The 16,777-nt window shown below is 51.6% G+C and carries 19 protein-coding genes and 1 other annotated feature; of the genes, 8 read left to right on the forward strand and 11 right to left on the reverse strand.

The features are described from left to right. Positions 1–24 precede the first annotated feature (24 nt). The 4 genes from KNP74_RS04170 to KNP74_RS04185 all read right to left on the reverse strand — a co-directional run bounded on the left by KNP74_RS04170 (position 25) and on the right by KNP74_RS04185 (position 5,768). On the reverse strand, positions 25–525 hold the full coding sequence (locus KNP74_RS04170) for a hypothetical protein (protein ID WP_214763490.1): 501 nt from the start codon (positions 523–525) through the stop codon (positions 25–27). Between the two features lie 223 nt (positions 526–748). Continuing rightward, the gene (locus KNP74_RS04175) at positions 749–3,154 is read right to left on the reverse strand and encodes an Ig-like domain-containing domain (protein ID WP_214763491.1); all 2,406 of its coding nucleotides are present in this window, start codon (positions 3,152–3,154) and stop codon (positions 749–751) included. Between the two features lie 760 nt (positions 3,155–3,914). After that, positions 3,915–5,240, reverse strand: a complete 1,326-nt coding sequence (locus KNP74_RS04180; RefSeq protein WP_214763493.1) for an Ig-like domain-containing protein — start codon at positions 5,238–5,240, stop codon at positions 3,915–3,917. Between the two features lie 153 nt (positions 5,241–5,393). Beyond that, complete coding sequence (locus KNP74_RS04185) at positions 5,394–5,768, reverse strand: nuclear transport factor 2 family protein (RefSeq protein WP_214763495.1); 375 nt, start codon at positions 5,766–5,768, stop codon at positions 5,394–5,396. 180 nt (positions 5,769–5,948) lie between these two features. Between KNP74_RS04185 and KNP74_RS04190 the strand changes: the two genes are divergently transcribed. From KNP74_RS04190 to KNP74_RS04200, 3 genes are all read left to right on the forward strand, one after another. Continuing rightward, entirely contained in the window at positions 5,949–6,230 is a 282-nt protein-coding gene (locus tag KNP74_RS04190) for a hypothetical protein (protein WP_052090159.1), read from the forward strand. 73 nt (positions 6,231–6,303) lie between these two features. Beyond that, positions 6,304–6,526 (forward strand) — a binding site (T-box leader). Between the two features lie 54 nt (positions 6,527–6,580). Beyond that, a complete protein-coding gene (trpE, locus tag KNP74_RS04195; RefSeq protein WP_214763496.1) occupies positions 6,581–7,912 on the forward strand; it encodes an anthranilate synthase component I in 1,332 nt (443 codons plus the stop codon). After that, positions 7,909–8,487 (forward strand): anthranilate synthase component II, encoded by a 579-nt coding sequence (locus KNP74_RS04200; protein WP_214763498.1) that lies wholly within the window; start codon positions 7,909–7,911, stop codon positions 8,485–8,487. The genes trpE and KNP74_RS04200 overlap by 4 nt, the downstream gene beginning before the upstream one ends. Positions 8,488–8,490: 3 nt before the next feature. Here KNP74_RS04200 and KNP74_RS04205 read toward each other — a convergent pair whose 3' ends face one another. From KNP74_RS04205 to KNP74_RS04235, 7 genes are all read right to left on the reverse strand, one after another. Further along, on the reverse strand, positions 8,491–9,189 hold the full coding sequence (locus KNP74_RS04205; RefSeq protein WP_214763499.1) for a ferredoxin--NADP reductase: 699 nt from the start codon (positions 9,187–9,189) through the stop codon (positions 8,491–8,493). Between the two features lie 18 nt (positions 9,190–9,207). Then, positions 9,208–9,960: an iron ABC transporter ATP-binding protein gene (locus KNP74_RS04210; RefSeq protein ID WP_214763500.1), complete on the reverse strand. Its 753-nt coding sequence runs from the start codon at positions 9,958–9,960 to the stop codon at positions 9,208–9,210. Then, positions 9,957–11,033 (reverse strand): iron chelate uptake ABC transporter family permease subunit, encoded by a 1,077-nt coding sequence (locus tag KNP74_RS04215; protein ID WP_214763501.1) that lies wholly within the window; start codon positions 11,031–11,033, stop codon positions 9,957–9,959. The genes KNP74_RS04210 and KNP74_RS04215 overlap by 4 nt, the downstream gene beginning before the upstream one ends. Beyond that, positions 11,030–12,022, reverse strand: a complete 993-nt coding sequence (locus KNP74_RS04220; protein WP_251126376.1) for an ABC transporter permease — start codon at positions 12,020–12,022, stop codon at positions 11,030–11,032. Before KNP74_RS04220 ends, KNP74_RS04215 begins: the two co-directional genes overlap by 4 nt. Before the next feature lie 24 nt (positions 12,023–12,046). Continuing rightward, positions 12,047–13,048, reverse strand: coding sequence for a siderophore ABC transporter substrate-binding protein (locus KNP74_RS04225; RefSeq protein ID WP_205729353.1), 1,002 nt, complete (start codon positions 13,046–13,048; stop codon positions 12,047–12,049). A 554-nt stretch (positions 13,049–13,602) separates the two neighbouring features. Next, positions 13,603–13,893 (reverse strand): hypothetical protein, encoded by a 291-nt coding sequence (locus tag KNP74_RS04230; protein ID WP_214763502.1) that lies wholly within the window; start codon positions 13,891–13,893, stop codon positions 13,603–13,605. Further along, on the reverse strand, positions 13,890–14,462 hold the full coding sequence (locus KNP74_RS04235) for a zinc dependent phospholipase C family protein (RefSeq protein WP_214763504.1): 573 nt from the start codon (positions 14,460–14,462) through the stop codon (positions 13,890–13,892). Before KNP74_RS04235 ends, KNP74_RS04230 begins: the two co-directional genes overlap by 4 nt. A gap of 110 nt (positions 14,463–14,572) precedes the next feature. Between KNP74_RS04235 and KNP74_RS04240 the strand changes: the two genes are divergently transcribed. From KNP74_RS04240 to KNP74_RS04260, 5 genes are all read left to right on the forward strand, one after another. Further along, entirely contained in the window at positions 14,573–15,100 is a 528-nt protein-coding gene (locus KNP74_RS04240) for a TetR/AcrR family transcriptional regulator (protein ID WP_214763506.1), read from the forward strand. A gap of 1 nt (position 15,101) precedes the next feature. Next, complete coding sequence (locus KNP74_RS04245) at positions 15,102–15,410, forward strand: DMT family transporter (RefSeq protein ID WP_058764429.1); 309 nt, start codon at positions 15,102–15,104, stop codon at positions 15,408–15,410. Positions 15,411–15,421: 11 nt separating this feature from the next. Next, a complete protein-coding gene (locus KNP74_RS04250) occupies positions 15,422–15,763 on the forward strand; it encodes a DMT family transporter (RefSeq protein WP_214763507.1) in 342 nt (113 codons plus the stop codon). Next, positions 15,753–16,106 (forward strand): nuclear transport factor 2 family protein, encoded by a 354-nt coding sequence (locus KNP74_RS04255; protein WP_214763508.1) that lies wholly within the window; start codon positions 15,753–15,755, stop codon positions 16,104–16,106. The genes KNP74_RS04250 and KNP74_RS04255 overlap by 11 nt, the downstream gene beginning before the upstream one ends. Before the next feature lie 130 nt (positions 16,107–16,236). Further along, entirely contained in the window at positions 16,237–16,746 is a 510-nt protein-coding gene (locus KNP74_RS04260; RefSeq protein WP_214763510.1) for a hypothetical protein, read from the forward strand. The last annotated feature ends 31 nt before the right edge of the window (positions 16,747–16,777 follow it).

Consider the following 16,777-nt stretch of genomic DNA (forward strand, 5'->3'; position numbering starts at 1 on the left):
ATGAGCACCGGACATGCCGGTAACTCATCGAGATTGACTGATGATGGTCATCCAAATATTAGAGGTAGAACCCGCTGCTTTTGCATAGTCAGCCGGTTTAGCCAAATTGAGCTGAACACCGTTTTGATATAAATACAAGTGGGTCACTCTCCCGCCACCAGAAGCCCCGATCGTGATGCCTCGTTTCGTGAGCGTCTCGTCCGGTTCGGCAATGATAGAGACGACCGAATCGCCGCGATCACGACGGACGACAATCGTCCCACGTTTCGGGTCGATTTCGGCCCCTGTGAAGCCCATCGGTTTATGACTGCTGTTCGAGTGTATGTATAGGCCTTTCGCATCTAACCGTAGCGCCATCCCGCTAAATCGCAAATCGTTTCCCAAGGTAGACGCATGAAGCTTCACTTTCGCCTCGGCTTCTTGGTTTTGTTGATAGATGACGCCAGATAAAATCAGACAGACCAAGACGAACGTCCTGACGAGAAATTGGAACTTTCGTCTCTGTTTCCGTTGTGCACGACTCATAATACCCCTCCAAATTATATATTATTCCTAAAGAAAATAGAACCAATATAATAATACCTTATTTGTTTTAAATTCCCATAATTTATTGGGATTAATATGTATTTTTTTCAGTTTACTACATAGTAAAACCGGCAGCGTCAGACGCTACCGGTTTCAAGATGGCTCCGCCCGAAGGCTTTGCTCTATTTAACCCTAAGGGAGGGTCAATGAATGTCAGCGCTAATTACTTAGCGATGTTCACCGAAGTGAACAATGGGTGTTTGTTGTTCGCGAGGTCGAGGACTTCGAACGCAGCACCCGGTTTGAGCGTGAGCGTTTGAGCCGTCTCAGCCGGAGTCAACACACGGTCAACCGTGATTTTGACTTGGTTCGACTGCGATCCCATGACTTCTGAGACTTTCGCAGATTTCGCGAGGTCTTGGTCGCCGACGAAGAGTTTGAAGTCTTCATAGCCGTCCTCGATTGAGTAGTCTGCGATCGACTCATCGAACGTGAGCGTGATGATCGCGTAGTCGCCTGACACGTTGTTCGACGTGAGAACTGCCGAAGTGAGACCTGGAAGGTCGTTTTCAGCGAACTTCTCGTTCAAGGCGAGTGTATCCATGACGTTGCCCGCCACGTCTTTAACGTTTTGGATTGTGAACGCGTATTTACCAGATGTCTGGATTGCGCCTTCTTTGAGCGTCAACTTGATGACGTCACGTTTCTCGTTCGTGAAGACGGCTTTCTCAGCGATCGCTTTGCCTTCGATCAAGAAGTTGCCCAAGTAGAGTGATGATGGGTCAAGTTTCTCGCTGAACTTGAGGTAAAGTGTGCTGTTGTCCTTCTCTTGGAAGTAGTAGCCATCGAACGTCGGCTTCTCTTTCTCGATTGGGCTCGATGTGATTGAGAACTTGATTGATTGAGCCGCGCTCGCGTTGCCGACGACATCCTCTACGAGGTTCTTCGGAAGCGTGACCGAGTAGTTTCCAAGTTCAAGATCCGAGATCGGCGTCTTGATTTGGTTCTTCGAGTAGTACGAAGCGTCTGTCCATGCTTTGACTTTCTTCTCGACACCGTTCGGCGTGATGTACGAACCGACCATTTCGCCATCGTAGAGCGCGTTCACTTCTTCAGAGAACGTGAGGACGAGGTGGTTCTTGCCGTCGATGACTTTCACTTCTGCCCCAGTCACAGTCGGTGCAGTCGCATCGTTTGTGAAGTTGACGAGTTTCGTCGAAGCAGCACCGTAGTTGCCAGCGAGGTCGCGGAACTCAGACACTTTCACGTCGATTTGACCGATGAACGTGCTGTCACGGACAGTGAGGACTTTGCCTGACTCGTCGAGCCATGCGTTGTCGTCAAGGTCAGCTTCGATGTCACCGTTTGTAAGCGTGATTTTCGCAACATGGTTGTAACGATCCACGTAGACAGCCTCAGAGAATGTCACTGTGAGGTAGCCTGGTTTCGAAGACGACATGCCGACGACTGCAGGCGCTACACCGTCAACGACTTTCTTCTGAACGACTTTCGTCACTGGGTTTGGTGTGATGAAGTTGCCAGCGAAGTCACGGAGACCGACGAGCGTCAACTTGTAATCTTTTCCTGCGACGAACTGAGCGTCTGACAAGTCAAGGATGAACGACTTACCGTCCCACGAGAGCTTGTCGACATCAACTTTGTAGCCAGCGCCAGAAGCGTCTGTCAACTCAAGTTTCTTCTCAAGCGCTTCTTCTGAGTCAACGTTGACCGGCTCAGAGAACGTGAACTTCACGCGGTTGTTTTCAAGGTACTCAGGATCGTTAAGGACTGGGCGCACGTTATCTGTGAGCGTGTAGATTCCTTTGAACGGTACGAGATCTTTGCCGTCAAGACCTTTGATCTTCGAGCTGGCAAGCACGGCGTAACGGCCGTCGAATGTCTTCTCGGCGCGAACGACGAGCGTTTTGCCGTCTTTCGAGAGTGTGCCGCGAAGTCCTTTGAGGCGTTGTGCATCTGGAATGTGATCGATTTCGACCGTTCCATCTTTGAGCATGCCGTTATAAAGAAGTGTGCTCGCGTCAACCGGTTTCGAGAAGTTGATTTGAAGTTCTTTGGCGTTGAGCAACTCGACGCTTGATACCATCGGTGCTGACTCGACGACTTTATACTTGAACGATTTCGAAACCGTTCCATACGCTTTGTTCGAGTAAGTGAACGTCGCAGTGAACTCGCCGACTTGCGACGTGTCGATACCAGACCATGAACCCGGCTTCATGTAGACGCGGTCTGCAAATTTGACCGGCTGTGAGCGGATACCTGAGACGGCTTGTCCTTTTTCGAAGACGAGCATTTCTTTCGGTCCGATCACTTCTTGAGCGTAGTTCAAAACGCGAACGCGCTTCTCAACTTTGATGCCCTTCCCTTTGACGAAACCTACCGCCGTTTGGAAGACACCGAGCTTGTTCATGTTGACTGAAGACTTGTACCAGTGAATCTCTGATCCGTGATACGTCTTGTCAAGCGCTGCATCCAAGTTCCCTTGACGTACATAGTCCGAGCTGAGCTTGACGACAGGCATTGCCGCTGAAGCTGACATTGCTGGTGCGACCGCTGCCGCTGTCACTGCAAACGCTGCCGCTGCCGTGACAAATTGTTTTTTGTTTGCCATCTTGTTTAAATCCTCCCTTTGGTAAAATGCGATTTCTGCGTCTTCGACTCCCCCTCGTCCTCTCGATCACGCCTCAAGGCACCCTTACTGCCATGAGTTATGTATAGCATCGATAGGACTTGGGTCATACAAAAACAGGTATCTAAAACCATACATTGACTTTTAGCCTATGCATCGTCCCAGATTGCTTACATCCATAATATACATAACGTTTCCAATTGAAACAAGCAACTTTTTATCGAAAAAGGGAAATGATAATGCATTTTCGTATTTTTATTTAGAATATTCAAGACATCATTATGGAATTACCAGTGTGATTAAAATCGCATAAAATCAACAAAGGAAGCGCTATCAACGTTTTTAATCAAGATCAGACTTCTGTCATCGGATTCGATTTTTATGAAACGAATGCTTAAAATATAATTTCCAGTTATCGTTTTGGATTTTACATTTAATAAACCTATATTACCTTTAATTTACATTTAATTATGCAAGTAATGTTTTTTAATAAACCAATTCATTACCAATTAAGAACTTCTACTGATTCGTCCGGCACGGATTACGCTTTTCGAATAGGACTTTTGGGTCAGATGAACATGGACGATTCATAGCCGGTGAGACGTTTTTTCTTCAATACGACAGAAAATATCCAGTAAATGGTTATCGAGAAATCGGAGTATGGTTCTTGTATTGTCATTTTGCTAAATGATCACACACAAAAATCGCCCTTCCTGAGAAGGGCGATCTGAAGTATTGCTTTTTAATATCCAGCGTAGCTGAGTGATTCGATGAAGGCGCGTTTCTCGCCAGCGTAGAGCGGCCATTTGACGACACCTTCGCTGCCTTCCACCGTGACGATGATCCGGTTTTGCGGACGGACGTTCGTTTTGATGAACTGAATGAGTTTCGCATCCGGCTCAAAGATGTACCACTCCCCAACCGAACCATCCTCATACTCCATGTACTCGACCTCTTCCGGGTCGATGTTCACTTTGTATGACTTGCTGCCGACTTGGATGCGGAGCGTATCCATATCGAGGTAACCTTCATCTGATTCGATGTCGACGAGAAACGCCATATTGGCTTTTGATGGCTTCCCGAAGAAGACAGGCGCGAACGTCTCAGCGTAGCGGACGTCCCCTTCGCTATCGAATACTTCTTTATGAAGCGTCATTTGGCCAGGCAAGCGATAGAACTTGTTGTATAGCGCATGTTGCACGCCGAGCTTGAGGGCTCCGCCTTTATTGCCGGCTCCGTCGACCACGTACAACTCGATCGGTTGTCCGAGCTTTTGTTTCGGGATCTTGATGGCAAATTTCCCGGTCGACATGACTGGGGCTTTATACGTCTTCGTCCCGATCTTCGCATAGACAGTTGCATACGCTTCGGCTGTACCAGTGATTGCCGTTGCGGTCGTCGTCACGCTCTGCGTAACGCGTGGACGCATCGGGGCACGACCGTCTTTGATGACTTTCGTCGAGCGTGTGAGGCTCGTCGCCCCCTTCGCGTCGACTGTCGTTGCACGGATGACCGTGCCGATCGGAAGGACTGCTGTCGTGCGGCGATAGACGCCTTTCGCGTCATAACGTGCCGTGTACGTCGCGTTCCCGACTTGAAGCGTCAATTTTGCACCCGGTGTGCCGGTCACGACGATGTGACGGGCCGTGCTGTTGACTGTGCCGATTTTCGGCGTCGCCGGACGTGCGGCCGGATCGACCGCGACGACGACTTGTGTCGTCTCGCTGACGTTTCCGGCAGCGTCACGCAAACTGACCGAGATGACTTTTCCGACCGACTGCGGGCTCATGTTGAATTGAGCCGTTCCTGCCTCTGTGACGACGCGCGTATACACTTTGCTGTTGATGCCGATTAAAGCTGTCGTACCGGCCTCACCTTCGATGACGATTGATTTCGACGTGTGGAGCGGTGTCGAGACGACCGGTGCAAGTGGCGCCGTGACGTCGACCGTCTCGACGACCGGTGGCTCTTCTGTCGTCGAGCCTTCTGCTTGTGCTTGAAGCGGCAAGAGTGGCGAGACGATGAGCGAACCGGCTAAGAACAACTTTAAATACGATGAATGATTCATGACTTTCCTCCGTTATGTAGGTTTAACATTAATTTGGTTTGTTAACATACTCTATTGTAATAATATCTCTACTAAAAGGTTTTCTTTTTGTAAAATCAGGTAAATGATTTCACAAAAAAAACTGCTTTGGATGTACCAAAGCAGTCCTCCCTCTCATACTTCATGAATCATCGTCGCCTGGCCGCCTTGCCAAAGCCACGTGTCGTTCTCTTTCACATAGACATGCAGCACCCAGAACCGGCCTTCGTAGGCGTTCGTTCCGAGGATAAAACGCTCTTCAAGCAATAGTTGCACGAGGGCGATCTCGCCTGCTACCGTCTCGTCGAACGTGACGGTCTCCTGCGTGATCCACTGGACCGACGTTGGGTCGACGAACTGATCTAAAAACGTTTCTTTATCGAACTGACGTCCGCTCGAGTCGACGTAACGAAACTCGTCGTGCATGATGCCGCGCATCGCGTCCAGGTCGCCCTTGACTTGAAGCGCGGCCCGTTCGTCAGAAAGTTGTTTTAAGTTGATTGTTTCCATTGATGTACCTACCTTTCGCGTCCATCATAACATACTCGTATACTCGAGTCGTCCCACTCGTAATGGTCGTCTCAATTGTTCGATTGTACGTAACCACATCGGTACTATTCTTTTTCTTATCCCCTATTCCCTGTATACTTATCAATATACAATTTATCCCATTTAGAAAGGACGATGCTTATGGATTTGATCGACCCGTTCATCTGGCAACTCGTCATCGTCCCTATCCTCACCATCGGGACCGGTGTCCTCATCGCGTTACGATTCGAGAAGGCTTATATCGCCCCGCTCATCACGTTGGTGCTCAATCTCGCAATTGAAATGACGATGGGCCTCGTGTACTACGGGACGCTCACTTCTCCATCGTCTTGGAATTGGCTTTTCCCGATTCCCTCGTTTCTCATCGCCTATACGTTTCTCAGTAAACGGAAGACCGAGCGCCAGATAGAAAAACATTCCTGAGCCTTAATCATTCTGATAGTTTCGATATTGACATTCTGACTTCAGCCCGTTAAAGTAACGATAACATTCATACGAACTCGCGATGAGAAAGAAGAGTAGCGTGAAGATTCGTCTCCAGAAAGCCGGTGGTCGATGCGAACCGGTGACGTGTCTCACGTGAATGGGCTTTTGAGCGTTCAGACCGATACGTAGGCTCTGACGGGTCCTCCCGTTACCGAGGACAGCGAATGATGGTTCGCGATGAGTGGGGGGAGCTCCCCCAACGAAGGTGGCACCACGGGTCCCCCGTCCTTCATGTCTTTTTAGACATGTCGGGCGGGGGACTTTTTTTATTTCAAGGAGGAGATCATATGAAACAACTCATCATCAACGGCGACGAACTGACACCTGTGGCAATCTTCCACCGCTTAGAAGGTAAACGGAAAGTGTTGCTCGAGAGTCGCGCCGAAGGCAAGCACGGTCGCTACTCGATCATCGCTTCGAACCCGGTCGAGACGATTCGCGCCGACGGCAACGAAGTGACCGACGCATCCGGCACGATGCACACGGAAGATCCGCTCGCCCTGTTATCGGAACTGGTTGCGCGAGACACACCGGACGCCCCCTATCCGTTCATCGGCGGTGCCGTCGGCTATATCGGCTATGACATGCAGCGGGTTTACGAGCCGATTCCGAATACCCCGAGTGAGACACGCGGTTTGCCAGATGCCTTGTTCCAACGATATGAGACGGTCGTTCTCTATGATCACGTCGAGGAGCAGGTCATCGTAATCGACACCGGGGATGATGATGCTACAAATCGGTTCGACCACGTCAAACGAGCCCTCGAGACGGCGAAGACACATGAGCTCGCCCCGGTCGTCCGCACGAGTGAACGCGTGTTGACCGGCAAAGAGGAGTTCGTCGAACGCGTCTTGAAGGCGAAAGAAGCCATCCTTGCCGGAGAGGTGTTCCAACTTGTCTTGTCCCAACGCATCGACGCGACGTTCACAGGCGATCCGTTCCACTTTTACCGGACGCTCCGGAAACAAAACCCGAGCCCGTATTTGTTCTATATCGATCTCGGCGAGGTGATCGTCCTCGGGGCGTCTCCGGAAAGTCTCGTCCGCGTCGAGGGAAATCGCGTCTCGACGAACCCGATCGCCGGCACCCGCCCCCGTGGCAAGACAATCGAAGAAGACGTGCGTCACGCTGCTGATCTGATTCAAGACGAGAAAGAACTCGCCGAGCACCGGATGCTCCTCGACCTCGGTCGCAACGACATCGGCCGGGTCGCCAAAGTCGGCTCGGTCACGATACCGAAACAGATGGAAGTCGAGCGCTTCAAAAACGTCATGCATCTCGTCTCCGAGGTCGAAGGTGAACTGCGCGACGACTTGAATCCGATTGACGCGCTGCGGGCCTGTCTCCCGGCCGGTACCGTCTCGGGCGCCCCAAAGATTCGAACGATGCAGCTGATTGACGAATTGGAAACGGTGAAGCGCGAAGTATATGCCGGGGCCGTCGGCTATCTCGACGTCCGGGGCGGCTATGATTTCGCCCTCGCCATTCGGACGATGGTCGTTCAAGGTGACACGGCCTATGTCCAAGCCGGTGCCGGCATCGTCTACGACTCGGACCCGGTGTCAGAATATGAAGAGACGTTGCATAAAGCCAAATCACTCTTGGAGGTGTTCGCATGATTCTACTCATCGATAACTACGACTCGTTCACGTATAACGTGTATCAAGATGTCGCCCGGTTCAGCGACGTCTTGGTCGTCCGCAATGACGAACTGACAATCGACGCGATTCGCGACCTCAATCCGGCTGGAATTATCATCTCTCCGGGTCCAGGTGGCCCGCTGGATGCCGGTGTCTCGCTCGATGTCGTCCGCACCTTTTCCGGCACCATCCCCATCCTTGGCGTCTGTCTCGGACATCAAGTCATCGCCGAGGCGTTCGGCGGCACGATCGGTCGGGCCGAACAGGTCATGCATGGGAAGACGTCCGTGATCGAGACGACACCGAGCGCCTTGTTCGACGGGAACCCGGGCGAGGTCATGCGCTATCATTCGCTCGTCGTCCACGAGACGGATCTCGTCGTGACCGCTCGCACGCGCGACGGTGTCATCATGGCGCTCGAGCATCCGACGCACCCGACATACGGCGTCCAGTTCCACCCCGAGTCGATCGGCACACTGGACGGACGCGATTTGTTCGAGCGGTTTGTTGAGATTTGCCATACAAAAAGACCGAGGAACGTGCCCTTGGTCTGAGTGTCAGGCCTTCAAGAAATCTTCCATTTGGAAGTCATGTTTGTCGAGCATGATTTGGTCCGGCGTCACGCCATTTTGACGCAATTTGGCAATCGTCTCATGCAAGAAGTCATCGCTGCCGACAAGGTAAAACAGTCCGTCTTTGTCTGCGGCGAGCGTCTCGACCAGCTGGTAATAGTCCGGACGATTGTCGACGAACTCGGCCGTGTATCCATTCGTTGACGCGAACACATCGTTAAACAAATATTCTTTCGACGAGTCGACGTTCAACGAGTGGAGGTGCGGCACACCTTCTCCGTTCGCCAAATACGCGAGTACGAGCGGGCGGAACGTCGCAATGCCGACCCCGCACGATAACAGATAGACGTTCTTCCCTTCCCGCTTCAATGGCACGTTCGAATGCGTCTTGAAGATGGCGACCTTGTCCCCGATGTTCATGTCACGCAAGATTGATTTGAACGTCGAACATTCCGGTTTGACCCGGGTCGTGATGCCGATCGCACCTTCATGCGGCAACGTCGAGATCGACATATGACGAATCAACGTCCGGTTCGGTCTATCTTCTTGATTGAAGCCCTCGAGCGCGAAGTGAGTGTGCGCGCCTTCTTCCCATGTGAATCCCTCGGGCAGTTCCAGTTTGAACGTGTATGTATCTCGCGCTTCCTGCACGACTTGTTGAATCGGTGTCCAATAAATCTGCATGCTGATCCCCTCCTTCTATTAATAGACCGCGATCGGTCCATACGGTCCTTGAATGACCTCCAGTTTCGTCTCAAAAATGTCAGATAGGATGTCGGCGTCCATAATCTCTTCGACCGTACCAAAGGCGGCGATGTTTCCGTCTTTCATCGCACAGATGCGGTCCGAATATTTCGCCGCGAAGTTAATGTCATGGAGCACCGTGACAATCGTCCGTCCAAACTCGTCGGCGACGTGCCGCAAGTATTCCATCATCTGGACCGAGCGAGCGATATCGAGGTTGTTGAGCGGCTCGTCGAGGAGCACGTATTCCGTCTCCTGACAGAGGACCATCGCGACGTACGCCCGTTGGCGCTGTCCGCCCGACAATTCATCGAGATAGCGATGCTCGAGCTCCGTCAAGTCGAGGAAGTCGATATATTTCGAGATGATTCGTTCGTCCTCTTGCGTCAACCGCCCTCTCGAGTATGGAAAGCGTCCAAAGCCAGCGAGCTGACGGACGGTGAGACGCGTCACGAAATGATTCTCTTGCCGTAAAATCGTGACGATTTTCGCCAAGTCTTTTGATTTCGCGCTCGACACGTCCATGCCGGCGACATGGATTTGACCCGCGTCTAAATCGAGCAAACGGCCAATCATCATGAGCGTCGTTGATTTCCCAGCCCCGTTTGGTCCGATCAACGACGTGAAGCCGGCCTTCGGGATGTCGAGATTAATCGGTCCGATTTGGACGTCATCCGAATACGATTTTTGTACTTGTTCCAATTGAATCATAGCGATTTTCTCCTTAAAATCACCGCTAAGAAAATCACGCCGCCGAACAGTTCGATGATGACGGACACGACACTCGGTGTATTGAGAATGTGATACATAAAGAAATACGCACTCGTCAACACGAAGAATCCAAGCGCGAACGCCATCGGAAACACGTATTTATGATCGTACGTCGCTGCCACTTGATAGCTGAGCGTCGCCACCAAGAATCCAAAGAACGTCAACGGTCCAATCAGCGCCGTCGATACCGACATGAGAAGCGAGATCAAGACGAGCGTAAAGATGACGCTCCGGCGATGGTTCACCCCGAACGATGTCGCCACGTCTTTCCCGAGTGCGACGACGTTCAAGCGATTCGAGAAACTATACAACAACGTCCCGACGACAATCACAATCGGAATGACGATCGGGAAGTAGGCGGCATCGGCATGCATGACCGAACCGAACAGACGGGCCTGCAGGACGTCGAACTCGGATGGGGCGAGCATGCGTCGCATGAACGAGGACACCGAATTCAATCCCGTCCCGATGATAATCCCGACGAGAAGCATCAGTTGCAGGTTGCCGTATTTCCCGGACAAGAGCCAGCCGTACAAGAGCAGACTCATGAGCACCATGAGGCCAACCTGGGTCAAAAAGGCACCGGTTCCCGAAAAGCCGATTAACGCCCCTGCACCGAAGAAGAAGATCATGCTCGTCTGAATCGTCGAGTAGAGCGCGTCGAACCCGAGTAACGATGGCGTGATGATGCGGTTGTTCGTCACCGAATGAAACGCGACCGTCGCCATGCTTTGACAGAGCGCGGCGATCGCCATCGTGATGACGGCGACGACCCGACGCTCGACGACCGGGACGAACGACGGCGAGTCGAACGGGACCGGGTTGTTATAGACGAGTAACCCGAACGCACAGAACAATCCTCCGACGATAAAGAAGGCAAGGAACAACCAGTAGCTGCGCTGTTCTCGTTTGGAACGAAACGCCGTCGCACACCGATCGTCTGTATGCACGGACCGACCATCAACATCGTATGCTTCCCGATGCTTCGTCTTATTTTCAATAAGTGTGCTCATCGTACCCCTCCCGTCTTCCGCTGTCTCAAGAGAATTACGATAAATACGATTGACCCGACCGTACCGAGAATGAGCGATACCGGCAATTCAAACGGCATGATGATCGTCCGCGAAATCAAATCGCTGACGAGGACCGTTCCCATCCCGATGACGCATACCCACGGCAAGTTGCTGCGGAGGTCATCCCCGCGAAACATCGAGACGATGTTCGGGACGATCAGCCCGAGAAACGGCAGATTGCCGATGACCGTCGCCACGACCCCGACCGCGAGCGCGATCAATCCCGTCGCAATCAAAATCAAACGGCTGTAGTTGACGCCGAGGCTCGTCGCGATGTCTTCTCCGAGTCCAGCGAGCGTCAAGCGGTTCGCGAGGATGAAGATGAAGAACGTGACGAGGATGATGAGCCACAGATATTCATACCGTCCGACCTGCACCGATGCGAACGACCCGACGAACCAACCTTCGATCGTCTGGCTGGCTTGAAAGAATAGACCGAGAAACGTCGATACGGCCGAGACGACCGCCCCGAGCATGAGTCCGATAATCGGGACAATCAACGACGAGCGGAGTTTGACCGAACGCAGAAACCAGAAGAAGACCATCGTTCCGATGAATGAAAAGACGATTGCCCCCGTCATCCGCATCATGAGCGTCGGAGCCGGGACGAGCAGATACACAGCGAGCAGGCCGAGCCCCGCCCATTCGAGTGTACCTGTCGTCGTCGGTTCGACGAGACGGTTCTGTGTGATCAGTTGCATGACGAGCCCCGACATCGCCATGGCGGCACCGGTCAACATGATGGCGACCGTGCGCGGAACGCGGGTGATCCAAAACATGTCCGACCCGCCTTCTTGACGAATGTCATAGACGCCGGTCACGAGCGAAAGGCCCGCCAATATGAACACCACGAGCATTGCTACGATAAAGGACTTCGTCCAAATGTTAGAAAAGGAGGGCTGAGACAATGTCTCAACCCTTGCTGTCATTGGTTTTTGCACAACGTGACTCCCTTATTTCGAAAGCGCGGCTGCGATATCGTTGAATAGTTCAGAATAAGTTTGAATCGACTCGTTGATGTACGTATCGTTCGGCGCATACACGATTTTTTCGTCTGTCACGGCTTTCGTTTTTTGGAGCGCCGGTGCGTTATCGATCACGTCCGCTGCAGGCACTGCGTCTTCCATGCTTGAAATGGCCGCATCACGGTCGAGGACGAACAACCAGTCCGGGTCACTCTCGGCAATCGCTTCGACCGAGACCTCATCCCCTTGATGGTCCCCTGTCGTTTTCGCTACTTCGAGGGCTGGTGTCCAGTCAAAGATGTCATACATCGGTCCGAAGACACGTCCTGTGTTCGGTGCCGAGAAGCCGATATTTCCGCCTGAGACGATGACTGACATGACCGTGTCTTCACTGTCGTATGCCTCTTTCACACTGTCAATCGATGCTTCGAAGCTGGCGATGAGCTCATCTGCTTCCGTTTCTTTTTCAAAGATTTGTCCGAGTGAGCGCGTCGTCGTCTCAAAGCCTTCGACCAAGATTTCACCTGGCGTGCCCGCATCTTCCGGGAGCTCGATGTCCAAATCGATGACGGCTGCTTCCGGAACCAATTTTTTAATGTCGTCGTAGTAGTCGGCGAATCGTTGACCGACGATGACGACATCCGGATCCACACCGGCGATCGCTTCTAAGTTCGGTTCATTGTGCATTCCGACGTCCACGATGTCTTTATCATTTTTATAAGGCAAGTCCGCTGGAATCAATCCGATTGGGGCGGCGACCAAGTCAATTTCCCAATCTGAGAGCGTCTCGAACGTTCGGTTGTCGAGCGCGACGACCTTCTCCGGGTTGACAGGCACATCGATCGTTCCATGTGCGTCCGTGATTTCAACTGTCTTCGGCGCTGTCTCCGCTTCCGCGCTTCCTGCGTCTTTCGTCTCGTCCGTGCTACCGCATGCGGCTAGCGTGAAGACGAGTGATGTGAGCATGACTGCTGCTTTCCATTTCCCCATTCTTTCCATCCCCCTGTGTATCTGTTTTTGAATGACGACCTTCTCAGTGAGTCCGCAACAGTTTCACGATTCTGCTCTATGTATGGATACTGACGCTTTCTCAATGATAATGATTATCATTGTCGTTTTCATTGAGAAGCATAACAAACAAAAAAAGGTTGTGCAATGCCAAATTTTCAAATTGGAAATGGAAATATTATTCTTTCTATCTAATGCAAACAAAAAAAGAAAGCAGCTTGTGTGGCTACTTTCCAGATTATACGGCTATTCTTTTTCTCGCTTTCTTTTCCGACCCCAAATGCTGTAGGTGATAAATAAAACAAGTGTGTATGTGAGTGAGAAGACGATGATTTGCAAAATACCGTTCGGAAGAATTTTTGAGATGAACATGAGTGAGAACAAGATAGACATAATCATATGGGGACCGCGCCTATCTTCTGGCAAATCGCGCCAATAAATCAAGACAAGCGCTAATGCGAGCGGTCCGCACAATGCGAGCAAGATGAAAAACGGAACAGGACGCATCAAAAATGGCACGTTTGATTTATCACCCCTCATGCTTCCGAAATCCCATTAGCAAGCAACAACAGAAAAATCCAAATCGATAGCGGCACGATCAACCCAAGATTCCCAACGAGGCTGAACACGCGTACCATCTTCTCTTTCGAGAATAGGCCCCAAATCAATGTGGCGATCAAGGCGATATCTAAAGCGATATACGCCCAGATGGCCGTTATCAAGTCCAAATTCGGAAAAAAACGAGCGTTCACAGTGAACAGCGCCACGATTGTCAGGATCGAAAGTCCAAACGTTACGTAGAGCGGCGCATAGCGGCGTTGTGTCATGTGGTCACCTCACTTTTCTGTTGAACCATCTGTCGGCAACGAAGGATGCACGTCTCGACGTAACCATCGAGCTGGTGTGGCAAAAACATCGTATACGTCCCTTCCTCTGTTGCCTTCGCATCCCGCTCGACTTTCACGACGAGTTCACGTAGTTCATTCGTCGCATGGTTTTTCACCGAAGTGAAATCGAAGACACCTAGTCGTTGAGCTAGGCGTGCATTATACGCATCAAAATCGGCATAATACATCGCCTGCTTTTCTGGGTCTTTCGTAATGACTTGCTTGAGCCAGGATTTATAGAACCCCTGCAACCAAATCTCATCCGCGACGAGATGGCAATAATAGCCGAGGCGGAACGATTGATTCTCGTCCACACTGTCCATCCAATATTGATTAAGGTCGAGCCGTCTTGTCATATCCTCATGCCGTCCCGCGTAATAGTGAGTGTTTTGTTTAGACGTCGTCGCATCGGGCGCAAGATTTCCCAACAAAAAAGCCGTGCGATCGACATCTATCAAATGCGCCAACACCTCATTCGCGATGACGAGGTGCATCAAATGTGAACCCATCATCTCTCCCCCCTTTTCCTAATTATCCCATTCATGTATCCATCTCGACAACCCACCTCTAGTCTGATACATTCACTATACTGACCGTTCAGTATAGTGGGAGGAAACACATGAGTAAAAAACAATTGTTACTGCGGACCGCCGCACAGATCATTCAAACCGAAGGTATTCAACAACTGTCGATGGACCACTTAGCCAAACGCGCTGGCATCACGAAAGGTGGCGTCTTATACCACTTTGAAAGCAAGGCCAACCTGTTACAGCAGATGAATAGAATGGCGCTCGATGAATTTGAAAATCGAATCGTCCATCATCAAACGGGGTTGGATGGTCCTTATCCGTTCACACGCGCCTACGCCCTCGCGACGCTCGATTATAGCGAAGGTGATGCTGACTTGATTGCCGTCTTCATCTCATCCCAAGAAGATGCGAGTGGAAAGCTTTGGAATGACGCCGCCAAACGTTGGGATGAACAGTTCGCCGTGGATGGTCCTGACGCTGATCGCGTGCTCGAGCTTCGACTGCTCTGTGACGGGTTTTGGTTCGCGTTGACATATGGCTATAGCGCTGCGTTCAAAGACCGTGCCGCCCGCATCATCCGACAAAAGTGCGACGCGCTGTCAAAAGGAGAATCGTAACATGGGCTTCGTCTATCTCGTCGGTGCCATCGTCTCTGAACTGTTCGGTTCGAGCATGTTGAAGCTGAACGCGACGACAACGAGCCGCCTGCCCGTTCTCGGTGTCGCCTTCGGTTACGTGACGGCATTTTACTTGTTGTCGCTCGCCCTTCTTTCCATCCCGCTCAGTTTCGCCTATGCGTTCTGGAGCGGGGTCGGCACGGCCGCGACGGCGCTGATCGGCTTCCTCGTCTTCAAGGAACAAGTCCGGATTCAGACCGTTGTCGGCATCGGGCTTGTCATCATCGGGCTCGTCTTGATGAAACTATGAGGAGGGAAATCATGAAATCATATGGAATCTTACTGTTATCGATTGCGTTCGAAGTGCTCGGGACGTCGATGTTGAAGCTGTCGGACGGATTCACCAATCCGTTCCCGAGTCTCGTTCTCTTAATCAGCTTCGCCATCTCGTTCACGTTGATGGGCATCGTCTTGAAGACCATTCCACTCAGCATTGCCTATAGCGTCTGGGCGGGGCTCGGCACGGTCGCGACCGGGCTGATCGGGGTGTTCGTGTATGGGGAAGTGCTGTCGACCTTGAACAGCATCGGCCTGATCGTTATCGTACTCGGCGTCATCGTCATGAATCTTGGAAAACAGGAGGAGCAACCACATGCTGGCTGACTTGATCGAACAACAGGAACGGGCGTTACTGACGACCGAAGTGCGCACATCGCCTGAGCACTTGCACCATCTACTCACGGATGATTTTTTTGAAATCGGCAGTTCGGGGCGCATGTTATATCGGACGGCATCTGCCGCCACGATGGACCTCGGCGAGATTCACATCACCTTATCCGACTTCTCACTGGAGAACGTTCAAGACGACGTCGTCCTGACCACGTATCGGACCGAAGACCACTCCACCGGACGCATCGCCTTGCGCAGTTCGATTTGGGTGAACGTTGATGGCCAATGGAAGATGCGGTTCCATCAAGGAACAATCGTTCCGCCTTCTCGACACTAAATACGTCACCTCAAAAGGGAGTGTCCCAATCGACACTCCCTTTCACCGTACCTGGTTCATTTTTGTACATACCCATCATGTTCATTTTGCTTATAATCAAGCCATCCGATGAGGTGAAAGGAAGATGAACATGAGTCAACACACAAAAAAGCAATGGTTTCAATCCGTTCGTCCGAGGCGTTCCGTAGAAGAACAGCTGGCTCTCAAAGCGTCGCGTGAAGCGAAATTGACGTTCGAGCCGACCATCCCGCTCGATGCCATCCGTAAAAAACGACCGACCGTCACCGTCACGTTCACGGTCGGGGGCTTCGGCGTCCATAACGAGTCCACCTTCACGTTTTTTGAAGATGGCGCAGTCAAGCGGGAAATCATCTGGCGTGAAGAGTTCGACTTGAGCACGGCGATCCCCAAATCCGGTTGGTACAGCGAAACAGATGCCTTCCGCGTCCATGAGCGATTCGTGTCGCTCGTCTCCCATCGCTGGCCTGACGTGTTCGAAGAGAAAGGATGCTTCACGATGGACGGGACGCAATGGAACTTCACCGTGAACCGTCACGGCAAACTGTTGCATCAACATGAGGGCAGCAACGCCTATCCTTCCAATTGGAAAGCTGTCATCGAACTGTTCGGGATCTCTTGAACGAAAAAAGATCACCCACAGCGGGCACTCT

Source organism: Exiguobacterium sp. s141 (assembly GCF_018618085.1).
GTDB lineage: Bacteria > Bacillota > Bacilli > Exiguobacteriales > Exiguobacteriaceae > Exiguobacterium > Exiguobacterium mexicanum_A.